15 protein-coding genes are annotated in these 16,657 nt (G+C 61.0%); 4 read left to right on the forward strand and 11 right to left on the reverse strand.

From position 1 onward, the window contains the following. Nucleotides 1-65: 65 nt before the first annotated feature. On the reverse strand, nt 66-770 hold the full coding sequence (locus tag D3880_RS11750) for an acetoacetate decarboxylase family protein (RefSeq protein WP_119893615.1): 705 nt from the start codon (nt 768-770) through the stop codon (nt 66-68). A 106-nt stretch (nt 771-876) separates the two neighbouring features. Between D3880_RS11750 and D3880_RS11755 the strand changes: the two genes are divergently transcribed. Genes D3880_RS11755 through D3880_RS11765 form a run of 3 tightly spaced genes read left to right on the forward strand, consistent with a single transcriptional unit; the run spans nt 877 to nt 3,059 of the window. Then, entirely contained in the window at nt 877-1,482 is a 606-nt protein-coding gene (locus D3880_RS11755; RefSeq protein WP_119893616.1) for a helix-turn-helix domain-containing protein, read from the forward strand. A 13-nt stretch (nt 1,483-1,495) separates the two neighbouring features. After that, the gene (locus D3880_RS11760) at nt 1,496-2,230 is read left to right on the forward strand and encodes an acetoacetate decarboxylase family protein (protein WP_119893617.1); all 735 of its coding nucleotides are present in this window, start codon (nt 1,496-1,498) and stop codon (nt 2,228-2,230) included. A 58-nt stretch (nt 2,231-2,288) separates the two neighbouring features. Next, nucleotides 2,289-3,059, forward strand: a complete 771-nt coding sequence (locus D3880_RS11765; protein WP_119893618.1) for an SDR family NAD(P)-dependent oxidoreductase — start codon at nt 2,289-2,291, stop codon at nt 3,057-3,059. A 12-nt stretch (nt 3,060-3,071) separates the two neighbouring features. Here D3880_RS11765 and D3880_RS11770 read toward each other — a convergent pair whose 3' ends face one another. Continuing rightward, nucleotides 3,072-4,769, reverse strand: a complete 1,698-nt coding sequence (locus tag D3880_RS11770; protein WP_338014403.1) for an arylsulfatase — start codon at nt 4,767-4,769, stop codon at nt 3,072-3,074. A gap of 40 nt (nt 4,770-4,809) precedes the next feature. After that, complete coding sequence (locus D3880_RS11775) at nt 4,810-5,883, reverse strand: SMP-30/gluconolactonase/LRE family protein (RefSeq protein ID WP_119893619.1); 1,074 nt, start codon at nt 5,881-5,883, stop codon at nt 4,810-4,812. A 198-nt stretch (nt 5,884-6,081) separates the two neighbouring features. On the opposite strand from D3880_RS11775, the gene D3880_RS11780 reads away from it, so the two are divergent. After that, nucleotides 6,082-7,026, forward strand: a complete 945-nt coding sequence (locus D3880_RS11780) for a p-hydroxyphenylacetate 3-hydroxylase reductase component (protein ID WP_119893620.1) — start codon at nt 6,082-6,084, stop codon at nt 7,024-7,026. A 332-nt stretch (nt 7,027-7,358) separates the two neighbouring features. Here the strand turns inward: D3880_RS11780 and D3880_RS11785 are convergent, their stop codons facing one another. From D3880_RS11785 to D3880_RS11820, 8 genes are all read right to left on the reverse strand, one after another. Then, nucleotides 7,359-8,708 carry an MmgE/PrpD family protein gene (locus D3880_RS11785; RefSeq protein WP_119893621.1) on the reverse strand — a complete coding sequence of 450 codons (1,350 nt, stop codon included), beginning with the start codon at nt 8,706-8,708 and terminating at the stop codon, nt 7,359-7,361. Further along, entirely contained in the window at nt 8,705-9,847 is a 1,143-nt protein-coding gene (locus D3880_RS11790) for a multidrug effflux MFS transporter (protein WP_218567572.1), read from the reverse strand. Before D3880_RS11790 ends, D3880_RS11785 begins: the two co-directional genes overlap by 4 nt. Before the next feature lie 172 nt (nt 9,848-10,019). Next, nucleotides 10,020-10,865 (reverse strand): alpha/beta fold hydrolase, encoded by an 846-nt coding sequence (locus D3880_RS11795; protein WP_119893623.1) that lies wholly within the window; start codon nt 10,863-10,865, stop codon nt 10,020-10,022. 40 nt (nt 10,866-10,905) lie between these two features. Then, entirely contained in the window at nt 10,906-11,931 is a 1,026-nt protein-coding gene (gene dmpG, locus D3880_RS11800) for a 4-hydroxy-2-oxovalerate aldolase (RefSeq protein ID WP_119893624.1), read from the reverse strand. Between the two features lie 10 nt (nt 11,932-11,941). Continuing rightward, nucleotides 11,942-12,880 carry an acetaldehyde dehydrogenase (acetylating) gene (locus D3880_RS11805; protein WP_119893625.1) on the reverse strand — a complete coding sequence of 313 codons (939 nt, stop codon included), beginning with the start codon at nt 12,878-12,880 and terminating at the stop codon, nt 11,942-11,944. Nucleotides 12,881-12,901: 21 nt separating this feature from the next. Next, nucleotides 12,902-13,690: a 2-oxopent-4-enoate hydratase gene (dmpE, locus tag D3880_RS11810; protein WP_119893626.1), complete on the reverse strand. Its 789-nt coding sequence runs from the start codon at nt 13,688-13,690 to the stop codon at nt 12,902-12,904. Then, entirely contained in the window at nt 13,687-14,169 is a 483-nt protein-coding gene (locus D3880_RS11815; RefSeq protein WP_119893627.1) for a GlcG/HbpS family heme-binding protein, read from the reverse strand. Before D3880_RS11815 ends, dmpE begins: the two co-directional genes overlap by 4 nt. Beyond that, a complete protein-coding gene (locus D3880_RS11820; protein WP_119893628.1) occupies nt 14,166-16,643 on the reverse strand; it encodes an efflux RND transporter permease subunit in 2,478 nt (825 codons plus the stop codon). The genes D3880_RS11815 and D3880_RS11820 overlap by 4 nt, the downstream gene beginning before the upstream one ends. Nucleotides 16,644-16,657: the final 14 nt, after the last annotated feature.

The raw sequence follows: 16,657 nt of genomic DNA on the forward strand, positions 1-16,657 counted from the left end.
CCTCACTCTTACTGGATTGTTCTGTCCCCGCACGGGACGGCAATTGGAAAGATTAGCTCCTCGGCTCACTGGAGTTCACGGGCAAACTCCAGAATGAAGTCCGCTACGAGGAACTCCGCTCCAATCACCTCGAGGATTGACAATTTGTGTAGCGGGTCCTGTTCCCAGCCGTTCAGACTGACCTGCGCCCTGCCCTTGATCGAACTGTGCACGGTACCGGCACGCAGTTCATTGAGAATCACCTTGTCGATATCCAGACTGCGGCCATCGGCGGAGGGAAATTTTTTCACCTGCAGGCGTGGCTGCAGCACCGGCTTGTCATAGATGGCGCTCTCGTCCTGTATGAACTCAATAGCGATCAACGGCCGTCCGCGACGGGTCAGGGAAGCACTTACCTTCCCCCCCTGCTCGAGCCATTCGACCTCACCTATCTTTTTGGGGTAGCCCCAGATTTCACGACCAGCCGCCATGGAATCGTCGGTGGTGACGTACTCATAGAGGACATGACCGCCTTCGTATTCACCGAAGCGCACCTGGGCGACGATGCCACCTTCACGGTAGCTGCCCAGGCTGCCGCCGTCGGGCACATCCATAATGAAGACTTCGATCAGGTCGGAAGTGAGCTCGAAGCCCGCCGGGAGCATGCGTTGCAACTCCTGCGCATCCGTCCGGCAAAAAGCACTGAGCTTGCGGTAGCTGCGGTAGGAATACGGGGGGCGTTCGAACAACGGAGCGCACTCTGGCAACGAATAGCCGTCAGTTTTGGACATATTGCTCTCCTACTGAGTTGTATCGCATTGACGTGATCGCGACCTGAAAATATCATCACAAAAATGAAAAAACATCACATATTTGAAGAAAATCGATGGATATATCATGAGTGCGAAAAAAGCGACTGCCTTAGATGAAATCACGCTGACCTCGACAACCCGTCGGGTAGGTGAAGCCATCCGTGAATTACGCAAGTCGCGCAATCTCACGATCAGCCAGCTCGCGAAGGCGTTGGATCGCTCGGCGGGCCATGTGAGTCAAATCGAACGAGGCCTTTCGCAACCAACGTTGAAAGATCTGTATGCCGTTAGCACTGCGCTTAACGTGACGCTCAGCTGGTTCCTACACGACCAGCCCGATGCGACCGATGATGAACAGGACTTGATCGTTCGGCGTAACCGCCGGCGCTCAATGGACCAGAACGGTCTGCTTTCGGAAGTCCTCACCCCTCAGCTGAACCACCGCTTCGAGTTCATGCAGACCACCTTCGCCCCCCTGGTCGAGACCGAGCTGAAGAGCATCCAGAACCCAGGTACAGAATGCGGACTGATCCTCAAGGGGCAGCTCGAACTCTGGGTCAACGATCGCTACTTTCTGCTCGAGGAAGGCGATAGCTACTGGTTCAAACGCGACCAGCAATACAGATCGCGCAATCCTTCTTCCGACTCACCAACCATCGTGGTCTGGGTCGTTTCCTACTCATTTAGCTGAAGAGAAAAATCCCATGACCTACATCGTGCGCAATGGCAACAACATGCCGCTGCAGGCCCCTTTGATCCCTGATCCCTTCGTTCCCTACAACTGCCCTGGCAACCGCACACTGAACGTCTATTGCCGGACAGACCGCGCGGTCATCGACCGCTTCCTGCAGCCAACTCCGTTCCATTCGGTGGGCGACACCATTCTCGTCTACATCTCGGACTTCACGAACTGCGCGAAACTGCCGTTCATGGATGCGGGCATCGTCATACCGGTAGCCTATGAAGGCCGCGCCGGAGGCTATTTCCTCTTCGAGTACGAAGACGAGGATGCAGCCATCGCGGCAGGACGCGATCTCTGGGGCTATCCCAAGAAGTTCGGCGAGGTGGAGCTGATCGAAGAAGACGGGCGGATACACGGGTGCGTGCTGCGCAAAGGAGTGCGCATCATGGAAATCTCATGCGATCTGCAGGAAAGTGCTACACCGGTCCAGCTGGCGACGACCCCGCATCTGAACATCCATGTTCAGCCGGGGCCTGATGGCAAGATCCTCTCGCGACGTATCATCGAACGTGATACGTCCCCGGACTTTCAACTGACTCATAGCGTAAGCGGTCACGCCAGTGCCACCTTGAGCAGTCTGCCAAGCGATCCGCTGGCCGAATTAGGACCTATGGAAGTGCTGGGCGGGACCTATATTGTCGGCGACTTCTACGCTACAGAAACCAACGGTTGGGGGCGCACCATCGGTGAGTTCTGAGGCGTGATCACGACTGTTACAAAATGCCAACTCGACTTCCACATTTCTGGAGGTACTTATGAGCAAGGACTGCAAAGTGGCGCTGATTACCGGTGCCGCTTCCGGTATCGGTCGTGCTACAGCCGAGCTTTTTAGTACGCAGGGCTATCACGTCTGTCTCCTCGATATACAACTCGCCCCGCTCGAGGCGCTGGCAAGCGAAATAATCAGCTCCGGCGGTCAGGCACTGGCGCTGAAGACGGACACAACCTGTTCAGCCGACCTGCAATATGCTGTCGCACAGACCCTAGATGCGTGGGGACGCCTGGATGCTGTGGTATCAGCCGCCGGAATCGCACGCCAAGGGCTGGTAACAGAGATGTCCGAGGATGGATGGGAGCGCATGCTGGCTGTCAACCTCACCGGAACCTTCCTGTTGGCACGCCACACCATCCCCGCATTGTTGCAAAACGGTGCCGGCTCCTTTGTCGCGGTCAGCTCGGACGCCGGCGTGCGCGGCTCGGCCGGATTCGCCGCGTATTGCGCCTCCAAGCACGGGGTGGTCGGCTTGGTACGTTGCTTAGCCCTCGACTACGGCCCACGTGGAATACGCAGCAATGTGGTTTGTCCAGGATTCGTCGAAACACCTATGGCCGATGAACTGCTGGCAGCCGAAGGTGCTGCAGAGAAGCGTTTCTACGAAAGCCAGGTACCTTTGGGGCGGTTCGCTAGGGCCGACGAGGTTGCCCAAGCAATCCTTCATTTATCATCGAGCCAAGCTAGCTACACCAATGGCATGCTCTATGTGATCGACGGTGGCAATACTGCAGGTACATTTGTTGCTGATTAGGGCCTGTTAACGCTAATGGTATCGGAGTGAATCATGCGAGATACTTTGCGCATGGAAATTAGCCAAGGGCTCGATAACACCTACCCGCTTCACATACGCGGCCCATTCTCTCTGTAGCTGAGCCACCAGTTCGGGATGCTCGGCTGCCACATCCGTGGTTTCACCCCGATCCTGCGCCAGATTGAACAGCTGCCAGGCATACGGTTTATCCAGTAACGGTAAACCTCGCGGTGCCTCGGCCGTCAGCAACTTCCACTGGCCCTTACGCACATAGGCTTGACCGAACAACTCGCCTGCCATCAACGCCTGAACATCCTGCGGCTGCTCGCCCCCCTCGAGCAGAGGCAGCATGGAGCGGCCGCTAATTGGTAACTTGGGCTTGCCGTCATAACTACTCCCCGGATCCGGTATACCAACCAGTTCGAGGAAAGTTGGCAGCAGATCATCCACCCTGGCAGGTTCATTCAGCAGGCCATGACGCCCGCGGCCGTTGGGCAGGCGCACGATGGCGGGCACGCTGATGCCCCCTTCGGCGGTAGTGCCCTTGAACAAGCGAAATGGAGTGGCACTGACCTCCGCCCAGCGCATGCCGTAACTGAGATTGGATTGGCGACGGCCGATGTTCCCGTAGCTGTTGTCGGTGTCGGCGGTATTCGGCGAATAGCCTTTGCTGTGATCCTCGCCCGCCGCTCCGTTGTCCGACATGAAGAACACCAGCGTGTTGTCGTACTGCCCCGTGCGCTTCAGATAGTCGAGCAGACGCCCGATGTTGTGATCGAGGTTGTCGACCATGGCGGCATAGACCTCCATCTTGCGGGCTTCGAGCTTACGCTGCTCGGCGCTGAGCCCTTGCCACTGGGCCCCGGCGGCATCCGGCAGCAAGGCTGCGGGATTGAAGTCATGAGCGATCAGCCCGAGCTTCTTCAGGTTCTCCAGCCGCGCTTCGCGGGTGGCCGCATACCCTCGGTCATAACGGCCCTTGTACTTGGCGATAAAAGCGTCTGGCGCCTGCACCGGCCAGTGGGGGGCGGTATAGGCGGCATAGGCGAAGAACGGCTTGCGGCTGTCGCGCTCGGACTCGATGTAGTCAATCAGCTTGTCGGTGTAGAAATCGCTTGAGTAGAAGTCATCGGGCACTCGCACCGGCTGCCCATCCTCCCGGTAGGAGACTTTCTCGACGCGCAGTTCGGAGCCCGGCTGCGGCGCGAAGTGTGTCGCCCCGCCATCCAATAGGACGAAGGACTTGTCGAAGCCGCGGGCTTGCGGTCCCTGCTCATCGCGCAGGCCCAAATGCCACTTGCCCACCATGAAGGTCCCGTAACCACCGTCTTTGAACAACTGAGCCATCGAGTGCGAGCGCTCGGTGAGATAGCCTTCGTAGCCCGGCTGGCCCTGCAGGCGCGGGGAGAAAGGCAGTATCTCGGCCATGCTACCCAACCCGACCAGATGGTTGTCCGTCCCCGACATCAGCATCGAGCGCGTCGGCGAGCAGGCGGGCGCGGCGTAAAAGCTGGTGAGCTGCAGGCCATCGGCGGCCAGTTGGTCGAGCGTAGGGGTCTCGATCTCGCCCCCGAAGCTGCCGATATCCGAATAGCCCAGGTCATCGGCAACGATCAGCAAGATATTCGGCCGAGTCTCGGCGACCGAGCCGCACAGTGGCAGCAGCGCCCCGACCAGCATGGCCGCGAGCATGTCAGGCAAGCGCATCATGATTGACTCCTGGTTATTGATTCAGGCTCGACGCACGCCTCTAGCGTGCGGACTCCAACGCCCCGTCCAACTTGAGCAGTCGATCGCCGGTATAGGCCCCAACGTACAGCTTCGTCCCGACCTCGAGCGCCACCGAAGCACCCGCCAACAGCCCCGGTGGCGCCTTGAACAAGACATGGGCCGTGGCCCGCTCAGGATCTATCGCCGCCACTTGGAAGGCACTTGCGCAGTGTTCATCCCTGGCCTTGAAGCAGGTGCGGAAGACTTCCGGGTCTTCGATACCGGCGGCGAGCAACTGTCCATTCGCCGTCCAGCCGAGGTTATCGGGCATGAAGTCCAGAGCGATGCGCTGCAGGGTACGCCCTTGCCGCAGATCAAACTGCCGCACTTCCTTTGCCGTCCAGGCGGCGAACCAGGCTTGGCGGCCGTCGGCACTTAGCTGCACGCCATTAGGGAACGGCGCGTCGCTGCCCTCGACCTTGGCAAGCGGCAGGCCGGGCGCCCAGGTCATCAAATAGCCGGTGTCACGACCATCGAGCAACTGCTCGAGCGGCAGCGGTGGCGCCATGCTGGTTGACTCGAACATCACGGTAGCAACCAGACCGCCAGCCGGTGTGGCGGCCACATCGTTGAACCGCCCTAAGCCCTGCTGCTCGACACAACCACGCCAGACCGCCGCCCAGCCGTCATCGACCGGCTTGAGCTCGAGAAACTCGATGGCTTCACGCCCGTTATGGTTGACCACCAGCAGCTGCTGGCGACCATCGACGCGTGCGGACAGGTGAATACCATGTGCACCCAACGGCTTGTCCGGCGCCGCACAACCCTCCTCCCCCCAGCCTGCCTGAGGAGCGACAGAGAGCGGCAAGTCACGGGCCTGCTGCGTAGCCAGATCCATGATCCGCAAACGCGATTTGTGCTGCCCGGCCAGCCCCGGGGTGATACTCATGAACAGGTAGCGACCATCCGGCGACAGCTCCAAGTCTTCCGGCGGAGCAATGCCGCACACCGGCTGGTATCCGCTACCGGCATCGCAAGACGGTGTAGCGGCATGGGTAATGGCGCTGGCCATCAGACAGGTCAGCCCAACAAAAGCGCTTGCAAGCTTGTACATACACAACTCCCTTGTCCTGGTTGTAATGAGCCTAGGCTGCCCACGCTACCAACCCTTCCGGATGGCACCAGACAAAATAATTGAAAGGTGCTTTCGGTTTAACGCCGATGAAGCCCCGACCCAAGTTGATAGGATGACTCGACCTACACACAACATGGATCCGGCCCGCTTTGCGCTCATGGATCTGCGGAGAACCCTATGACTAGCGCAGACACTGCTCTGGACCCTCGCCAATTCCGCCGCGCCCTGGGCAACTTCGCTTCAGGCGTGACCATCGTCACCGCCCGCGGGCCCGATGGTCGCAAGGTGGGCGTCACCGCCAACAGCTTCAACTCGGTGTCACTGGAGCCGCCACTGATTCTCTGGAGCCTGGACAAACGCTCCAGCGCCTGGGAAGTATTCCAGGCGGCCAGCCACTTCACAGTCAACATCCTGGCTTCGGACCAGATTGCCCTGTCCAATCATTTCGCCCGCCCCCAAGAAGACAAATTCGACGGCATCGAGCACGACAGTGGTCTCGGCGGCGCACCGCAGTTCAGCGATTGCTCGGGCAACTTCCAGTGCGCCAACTACCAGCATGTGGATGCTGGTGACCACTGGATCATGATCGGCAAGGTGGAGAAGTTTGAAGATTACGGCCGCTCGCCGCTGGTCTACCACCAGGGCGGCTATGCCATGGTGCTGCCGCATCCGCGCGGGCGAAAACCGGAAAGCACAGACACGTCCGAGTCCAGCAACATGCTCAATACCAAGCTGGGCGACAACCTCTTCTACCTGATGGTCCAGGCGGTCAACGCCATTCACTCGCGCTTTGTCCAGCAGCATCTATCATTGGGCCTGCGCAACAGTGAATCACGTCTGCTGATGGTTCTCGAGAGCGCCCCGAGCGCTTGCCTGGGTGAGTTGCAGCAAGCTGTGGCAATGCCGGCACGCGAGGTAGAGGAAGCGATGGCCACCTTGCAGGACAAGGGCTACCTGAATATCAACGGCGACCAGCGCCAGGTCACCGCCACCGGCCACAACAAACTGGAAGAACTCTGGGACTCCATGCGCAAGGGCCAGAAAGAGATCTTCAGCGAGCTCAGCGAAGGCGAGATGGAAGTGTTCAAGAAAGCTCTGCGCTTGGCCATGACCTCTCGCTGAAGTCAAGCCAAGGCGCCCGTTCAGCCCCGCGAAACGTCTGAGATCGAATCGATCTTGTCGGGGGTTAAAATGGTTAAGCTGGAAATTGGCTAAGCATGCTTACTCTGACGAACAACCGGCCATGGATGGCGGGGCATTCATGAACACTTGATGTTGTGTAGCCCCCTTCGCCAATATACGTCCACTCACGAGCGGAGAGGCTAGCCAAAACTGCTCTCCCCCTTTCCGAGCAACATCAGCCACAAGTGAACGATGCCGATTTGTGACTCAAAGGCTGTTCTTAGCTACTTGACGATCAACTAAGAAGATCCCTCCCAGTCTGTTTGGAAAAGCTATCCATCCCCTCGCTGGCAGATTAATTCGAGCAGATCCCGCCATTCGGTTTCCGACTCCAGTTGAGCTACCCGCGCGGCAAGTTCCGCCAATGTCTGCGGATCAAACGGCAACTCTGCCTGCATCCCTGCCAGACTTTCCGCAACCCGTGCAAACGACCAGCGCAGATCCTCCGGCGCCAGATGCATGCGCCGGGTGTGCAGGCGGCCGTCCGTCAGCTCGACCGTAATGCGCGAATGCAGCATCGGCAGCTCCTCGCAGGCCACCACCTGCGAACGCTGCACCAGCGCCAGCACCTGCGGATCATCGAAGCGTTGCAAGGCGGCCATGTCCACAGGCCAGCCAAGCAGACCGAGGGCGACGCAGAACGGTGTGCTCATCAGCGTCTCGACCCGGCTACGGAACGGCCCGTAGCAAGCGATGCCGGGGTGCCCGGCCTCATAGGGGTGCATCTCGATGCGGATCGCGGCGATCAGCCACGCATCGCCGATCTCGCGTCCCAGGGCCTGGGCATTGGCCAGCGGTGCCTGATTACCGGCACACACCGGCAAAGCCTTGAAGTTGACATTAAGAATTTCGTGGCGCGTACCCAGTCCGTCCAGTACCGCCTGGGTATCACCGACCTCTCCGGCAAAAGCCTTAAGGAAACCGGCCGGCCCGTCCAGCGCCGCGCCTGCCGCGCACAGCCCGGCAGCGGCCATGCGCGCGGCAAGAATACCGTTGCGCGCGGCCTGGGCATTGTGCAGAAGGAACTCCTCGCTGCCACTGGCGAACGGCTGGATGCTGCCACCGGCAAGGGTCGCAGCAATGCCGATGGCACTGGCGGTCTGTACGCTGTTCAGTTGCAGCAGCCGCGAGGCAACCACCGCAGCCCCCAACACCCCGAAGATGCCGCTGGCACGAAAGCCTCGGGGAGTGGTACGGGCGGTGTACTCGCGGCCCAGTGCGGCGGCCACTTCATAGCCGGCCACCAGTGCCTCGACCAACTCGCGCCCCGTGCGCCCGTGCGCCTCGGCCAGGGTCAGGCCTGCAGAAATCAGCACGGTACCCAGGTGCGAGGTGTGATGAGTGTCGTCCTGTACCCGCGCATGGAACAGCGCCGCATTGGCAAAGGCGGCATTCATCGCCGAGGTCTTCCCGCCACCGAGCAACAGGGTGGATTCTTCTACCGCGCCCTCGGCCCGCATCAGCCGCATTACTTGCCAGGGCGTCTGCAGCCGATGACCGGCCATGCCGATGCCCAATTGATACAGCACACAGGCGCGCGCCTTCTCGAGGACTTCGGCCGGCAGTTGCTCGTAACGCAGCGCGCAGGCGTAGTCGGCTAGTTGTCTACTCAAACTGCTCATGCGCCGGCCTCACCGTAGATGGCCCGCGCGCCTAGGCTGAGCAGGCGGTGCGCCAGTAGGCCGCCGACATTGAAGCAGAACACCACCAGCGTGAGCGGCAGCAGGCTGCCATCATGCAGCAGACTGACCAGCAATCCGGCCAGCATGCCCATGCCGAATGTCAGACTGACATGCAACGCCGACGCCAGCCCTGCACGCTGCCCCTGTCGAGCCATGGCCAGAGCCGTGGTATTCGGCCCGACCAGGCCAACACTCGATACCAGCAGGAAAAAAGCCGGCAGGATCAACCACAGGCCAGGCACGCCGAGCAGCTGATTGAGCAGCAACAGCGTACCGGCCAGCAGCGGCAGCCACAGCATCACGGAGAGCAGCTGCTGCGACGTGTAGCGTCGCAGCAGCTGGCGTACAAACTGGCTGGCCAGTACCAGGCCAATGGCATTGATGCCGAAGAAGAAACCAAAATACTGGGGCGCCACGCCATGCAGTTCGATCAGGGCGAAGGGCGAGCCGACGATGTAGGCGAACATCGCCCCAGTGGTGAAGGCCTGGCTCAGGGCATAGCCGATAAAGCTGCGATCGCGCAGCAGATCGGCGTAGCCCTTGAGCACCGGCCACAGGGCTAGACGCGCACCGCGCTGAGCCAGGGTTTCATCCAGCACACTTAGCAACCCGCACAGGCACAGCAGGCCGAAGCCAGCCAGCACCACGAAGATGGCCTGCCAGCCCCACAGCCCCAGCACCAAGCCGCCAGCCAGCGGTGCCAGAATCGGCGCCACACCCATCACCAAAGTGATCATTGACATGACCCGCGCCGCCTGCTGCGGCGTGCAGCGGTCACGCACAATGGCCACCGTCAGCACCGCGCCGGCACAGCCGCCCAGCCCCTGGAGAAAACGCCAGCCAATCAGCTCCACCAGGCTCTCGCTGCCGGCCAGCAACAGCGAAGCCAGGCTGTACAGGGCCAGGCCAAACAGCAGCGGCGGCCGGCGACCAAAGCGATCACTGATTGGGCCGTAGCAGAGCATGCCCAGCAACATGCCGATGAAATAGGCGGAAAAGCTCAGCTCAACCTGCCCCGGCGCCAAGCCAAGACCGGCCTGGATGGCCGGAAATCCCGGCAGATACATGTCGGTGGACATGGGCGCGATGGCCGTCAGTGCCCCCAGTAGCAACAGCAGCAGAAGCGGTACACCTGGACTCGATGGGCTGGATTCCGTTGAACTGGACATGATGTTGACGATTCCCGATCGATACAGATAAAAAAGGGGGAGGCAATCTACCTCCCCCTACGCGTGACGCCTGCTACCTTCCTCAGTGCTTGAGGAAGTCGATGACCAGGCGGTTGAAGGCATCGGCGTGTTCCCACTGCGCCCAATGGCCACATTGGCTGAACACGTGCAGGGTGGAGTTGGGGATCATGTTGAGCAGCTTCAGGCTCCAATCGATCGGCACGAAGCGGTCGTCACGGCCCCAGGTAACCAGGGTCTTGTGCGGCATGTTGGGCAGGTCGTTAGTGAAATCGCCCAGGTTGAAGTTGCTCAGCTCAACCGACTTGAGGAAGTTGGCCAGGTGCTCCGGGTTGGCCAGGATCGCCTTGTGGCGCAGTTCGATCAGTTCGTCGGTCAGCGCACTGGAGTCGTAGACGAAGACATTGAGCATGTTCTTCAGGTTTGCGAAGGTCGGCTCGCGGTAGACCTGAAACAGCAGCTTGATGCCTTCCATCGGCAGCGGGGTGAAGATGCTGGTCTTGCCAACGCCACCGGCGCCCATCAGGATCATCTTGTCCAGTCGCTCCGGGTAGTCGCGGGCGAAGGCCAGCGAGCTGCCGCCGCCCATGGAGTTACCGACCAGGTGCGCCTTGTCGATCTTCAGCACGTCCATCAGTTGACGAGTAGCGCGGGCGTTGACCACGAAGCGCGGCTCGGCGGTGACCAGTTCATCAGACTGACCGAAGCCCGGGCAATCGAGCAGGATCACTCGGTAGCCGGCATCGACGAAGGCATCGACGTTGCGGTGGAAGTTGGCCCAGCCGGTGGCACCGGCGCCGGAGCCGTGCAGCATGATCACCACCTCTCCCGCGCCGGCGTCGTTGTAGTGCAGCTTCCACTCTTCGGTCTGAACGAAGTGGCTGGTGTTGTCCTGGGTAAAACGGCTCATGTTGTTGTCCTGTGTTGTGTGCAAGGCAAATGGGTTGGTTTCAGGCGCGCTGCTTGAGCAGGTCGAGGGCGACGTCGACGATCATGTCTTCCTGGCCGCCGACCATGCGCCGTTTGCCCAGTTCGACGAGGATGTCCACGGCCTTCAGGCCGTATTTCTGCGCCGCCACTTCGGAGTGGCGTAAAAAGCTGGAGTAGACGCCGGCATAGCCCAGCGCCAGGGTTTCGCGGTCGACCCGTACCGGCCTGTCCTGCAACGGCCGGACGATGTCGTCGGCGGCATCCATCAGGGTGTAGAGGTCAGTGCCATGCTCCCAGCCGAGACGTTCGGCGGCGGCGATAAACACTTCCAACGGCGCGTTGCCGGCACCGGCACCCATGCCGGCGAGGCTAGCGTCGATGCGGTCGCAGCCCTCCTCCACCGCGACGATGGAGTTGGCCACGCCCAGGCTCAGGTTGTGATGAGCATGCATACCGGTCTGGGTCTCGGGCTTGAGCACGTCCTTGAGAGCGCGGAAGCGCTCGCGGATGTCCTGCATGCTCATGGCACCGCCGGAGTCCACCACATACAGACAGGTGGCACCGTAGTCTTCCATCAGCTTGGCCTGCTGCGCGAGACCCTGTGGGGTCTGCATATGGCTCATCATCAGGAAGCCGACGGTGTCCATTCCCAGCTTGCGGGCATGCTCGATGTGCTGTTTGGAGACATCCGCCTCGGTGCAGTGGGTGGCCACACGGACGATGCGAGCGCCCGCCTTGTAGGCATTGTCCAGGTCATGGATGGTGCCGATGCCAGGCAGCAGCAAGGTGGCGATCTGTGCGTGGCTAACCACCTCGGCCACCGCCTCGATCCATTCCAGGTCGGTGTGAGCACCGAAGCCATAGTTGAAGCTGGAGCCCTGCAGGCCATCGCCGTGGGCTACCTCGATGGAGTCCACCTTGGCCTTGTCCAGGGCGCGGGCGATATCCTGCACATTCTTGATCGAATACTGATGACGGATGGCATGGCTGCCGTCACGAAGGGTGACGTCGGAAATATAGAGTTTCTTGCCGGGATTGAAAGTCATGGTCGTATCCTCAGGCCTGGATCAGCGACTGCGCCATGCGTTCGGCAGTGGCCAAAGCAGCGGAGGTCATGATGTCGAGATTGCCGGCGTAGGCCGGCAGATAATGGGCGGCACCCTCGACTTCGAGGAAGATCGAGGTTTTCAGGCCGCTCAGGTGGCCGAGGCCGGGAATGTTCAGCGGTGCGGAGGCGGGAATGACGTCGAACTGCACCTTCTGCTTGAGGCGGTAGCCTGGCACGTAGGCCTGCACGGCCGCAGCCATCTCTTCGATGGAGGCCTCGACCTTGGCCTGGTCGGCCAGATCCGACAACACGTACACGGTGTCGCGCATGATCAGCGGCGGCTCGGCCGGGTTGAGGACGATGATCACCTTACCCTTCTGCGCCCCGCCAATCACCTCGATGGCCTTGGCGGTGGTCTCGGTGAACTCGTCGATGTTGGCGCGAGTGCCCGGGCCAGCGGACTTGCTGCTGATCGAGGCAACGATCTCGGCGTAATGCACCTTGGCCACCCGTGAAACCGCCGCCACCATGGGGACGGTCGCCTGGCCACCGCAACTGACCATGTTGACGTTGGTCTCGTGCAGGTTGGCCTCCAGATTGACCACCGGAACGCAGTATGGGCCGATCGCCGCCGGGGTCAGATCGATGATCCGCAGGCTCGGCTTGAGGCCGCGCAGGAAGACTTCGTTCTTCATATGTGCCGAAGCGGAAGTGGCATCGAAGATCACGTCGATGTCAGCGAATTCCGGCATCTGCACTAGACCATTCACGCCTTCGTGGGTAATTGCCACGCCCATGCGCGCGGCCCGGCCCAGACCATCGGATGCCGGGTCGATACCGACCATGGCGCCCATTTCGATGTGCTTGCCGTGGCGCAGGATCTTGATCATAAGGTCCGTGCCGATGTTGCCGGAGCCGATGATCGCGGCCTTGAGTTTTTTCGTCATTGCGATTTCCTCTGGATTATTTCAGTCGAAGCGGACCGAGCAGCTGCCGATGCCCGCCAGACTCATGCGCAATTGGTCACCGGCCACCACCGGCACCATGGCCGACAGCGCACCGGACAGAATCACTTCGCCGGCCTTGAGGCTCATGCCCAGGCGGCCCAGTGTGTTGGCCAGCCAGGCCACGGCGATCACCGGGGAACCCATGGTGGCGGCGCCGGCGCCGGTACCGACGATGCGGCCGTTCTTCTCCAGCACCATGCCGGTGGTATAGAGGTCCAGGTTGCGCGGATCGACCAGGCGATCGCCGAGCACGAACACACCGCAGGACGCGTTGTCCGCCACCGTGTCCTGGATCTTGATCTGCCAGTCACGGACGCGTGAATCGACGATCTCGAAGCAGGCCATCACCCCTTCGGTGGCACGCAGTACATCCGCCACAGTGATGCCGGGGCCGGCCAGGTCATGCTTGAGCACGAAGGCGATCTCGCCCTCGGCCTTGGGCTGGATCAGCGAACTCATGGGCACCGAAGCACCCTGATTGACCACCATGCGGTCGGTGAGCTGGCCGAAGTCCGGCTGGTTGACCTTGAGCATGTCCATCACTGCCTGGCTAGTCACGCCAATCTTCTTGCCGATGATCCGCTCGCCCTGCTGCAGACGACGGCTGAGCAGGCGCTGCTGGATGGCGTAGGCATCCTCGATGGTCAGTTGCGGGAAGCGCTCGGTCAGTGGAGCCACCATGCGCGCCGCCGTAAGGGCGTCGAACAGCTCGTCACCCAGTTGATCGAGATTGAGGATCGATTGACTCATTGTTGTTCTCCTGAAAAATCCGCTTGCAGCTCTGTCAGGCTGCAAATGGCTGCGCAGCCAGCCTGCGCGCAGTCCATGTCTTCTTCCTCGCTGGCACCGGATACACCGATGGCGCCGACCAGCCGACCGTCGATCAGCAGAGGGAAGGCGCCGCCCATGGCGACGATGTCCGGGCGCAGCAGCAGGTTCATGCGCACGCGTTCACTGGCGTTGTCGATCATGTCGCCAAGGGTGCTGCTGGGCAGCGCGAAGGACACCGACGTACGGGCCTTGTCAATGGCCAGGTCGATGCTGTGCAAGGGCGTGCCGGAAACCCTTGCAAAGGCCAGCAGGTGGCCGCCGGCATCCAGCACGGCGATGCTGATCTGCAACTCCTCACGGCATGCGTGGGCAAGCGCCGCCTCCACGGCCGCCCAGGCGGCGGGCAGCGGAAGATCGCCGCCGCGGATATGCGGAAGACTGATACCACTGCGGCTCATGCGTGCGCCTCCTGCTTGATGGCTACCCCGGCCGCACGGGCGACTGGCTGCTCCTCGCGCTCGCCGGGCTCCTCAGGCTCAGCCTTGGAGAAATGCCGCGGCTGCAAAAGGAAGCAGGCCAGTGCAGGCACCAGCACCAGCGCCACCAGCATGTTGCAGAGGAACATGAAGGTCAGCAGGAGGCCCATATCGGCCTGGAACTTGATCGGCGAGACGATCCAGGTCACCACGCCCAGTGATAGGGTGATGCCGGTGAACACCACCACTCGCCCGGTGAAGGACAGTGCGTAGGAATAGGCTTCCGCCAGACTGGAGCCACGCTTCAGCCAAAACAGCATCACGCTGATGATGTAGAGCGCGTAGTCCACCCCGATACCGACGCCAAGTGCCACCACCGGCAGGGTCGCGACCTTCAGACCCATGCCCAGCTTGACCATCAGCGCCTCGGCCAAAAAGGTGGTGAGCATCAGCGGCAGGATCGCGCAGACGGTCGCCCGCCAGGAACGGAAGGCAAGTAGGCAGAGCAGGCTGACGGCCAGGTAGACGCCAATCACCATTTGCGTGTTGGCAGTCTTGACCACGATATTGGTCGCGCTCTCGATGCCGGCGTTACCGGCGGCCATCAGGAAGCGAGCCTGGTCGCTACTGAACTCTTCACTGAAGGCCTCGGTGACCTCGACCACGCCGTTGAGGGTCTGCGCCTTGTGATCCTTGAGGTAGACGTAAACCGAGAGCAGTTCGCAGGTCTCGTTGAACAGCTCGCGAGGCGAACGGTTGGCGGCGGCGTTGATCATCGGCTGGTTGGGCGGAAGCTCGTTCCACTTCAGCAGCCCTTCGTTCATGCCGACGTTCACCCGGCGCGCAACCCCGGCAATGGAGTTGGTGCTATCGACACCAGGCAACTGGCGCAGGCGCCATTCCAGCTCTTCGACCAGGCGCAGGGTTGCGTAGTTGACACACTGCCCCGCCGGGGTTTCCACCATGATCACGAAAACGTCACTGCTGGCCTGGTAGTTGCCGATAATAAAAGCATTGTCCTGGTTGTAGCGCGAGTCGGCACGCAGCTCCGGCGCGCCTGGATCGAGGTCGCCGACCTGCAGGTGGCGTGCCTCGAGCACGGCCCAGACACCGACCACGAGCGCGACCACGAGGGCGAGGGAGGCATAGCGAACCTGGGTGAAGCGATCGAGCACGCGGATCACCTTGCCCGGACGATAGCCAGCCTGGTGCCGAGCCTGTTCAGCAGCCAGACGGCGGCTGGCCGCGCGGCGGGAAACACCGGTATAGGACAGCGTGATCGGCAGCAGCGCCAGGTTGGTCAAGACCAGCAGGGCGACACCGATACTGGCAATGATCGCCAGTTCCTTGATCACCGGAATGTCGACGATGGTCAGCACGGCAAAACCCACCGCATCGGCCAGCAAGGCAGTGATGCCGGCTGCGAATAGCCGGCGGAAGGTGTAGCGTGCAGCGATCAGCTTGTGGGTACCACGGCCGATGTCCTGCATGATGCCGTTCATCTTCTGCGCACCATGACTAACGCCAATGGCGTAGACCAGGAAGGGCACCAGAATCGAGTAGGGATTGAGTTCGTAACCGAGCATCGGCAGCATGCCCAGCAACCAGATTACGCCAACCAAAGTGCAGCCCTGCACGACCAGGGTACTGCGCCAGCAACGGGTGAAATACAGCAGGATCAGCGTGGTGATGCACACCGCTGCGGCAAAGAAGGCCAGCACCGCGTAGAGGCCGGAGATCAGATCACCCATCACCTTGGCAAAGCCGATGATGTGGATGTCGACGCCCTCCTGCTGATAGCGCGTACGAATACTCTCGAGGATGTCGGAGAGCTGCTTGTAGTCGAGGGTCTTGCCAGTGGCCGGATCAGTGTCGAGCAACGGCACGTGAATGATGCTGGAGCGGAAATCCAGGGCGACCAGCTGGCCAATCTCGCCAGACAGCTCGATATTGCCGCGCAGCACTTCCATATCCTGCGCGCTACCGCGGAAACCGTCCGGAATCACCGGACCACCATCGAAGCCCGACTCGGTCACGCCCTGCCAGCGGGTCGTCGGCGTCCACAATGACTTCATGAAAGCGCGATCAACGCCCGGGGCCAGGTAGACCTCGTCGTTGATCTTGCGCAGGGTTTCCATGTAACCGTCGTCGAAAATCGTCCCCTCACCCTTGACCGCCACGGCGATGCGCAGGGTGTTGGCCACACCCTTGAGTTCGTCCTCATGGGCAAAATAGTTGAGGATGAACGGATGGCTGGTCGGAATGGTCTTGAGAAAACTGGCATTCAGGCGCAGCTGGCCGGCTGAGGCACTGAACAGCACGGTCAGCAGCAGGCACAGTGTAATAAACACAGCACGGTTGTTGAACAGGATGCGTTCAAGCACATTGCCCGACTGCCGATCAAAGTCGGCCAGCGAGGCGATTGTCTTGAAGCCGTCGGATATTTTGCTACCCATAGTGATGGCCCCCC

The sequence above is a fragment of the Pseudomonas cavernae genome (genome assembly GCF_003595175.1).
GTDB lineage: Bacteria > Pseudomonadota > Gammaproteobacteria > Pseudomonadales > Pseudomonadaceae > Aquipseudomonas > Aquipseudomonas cavernae.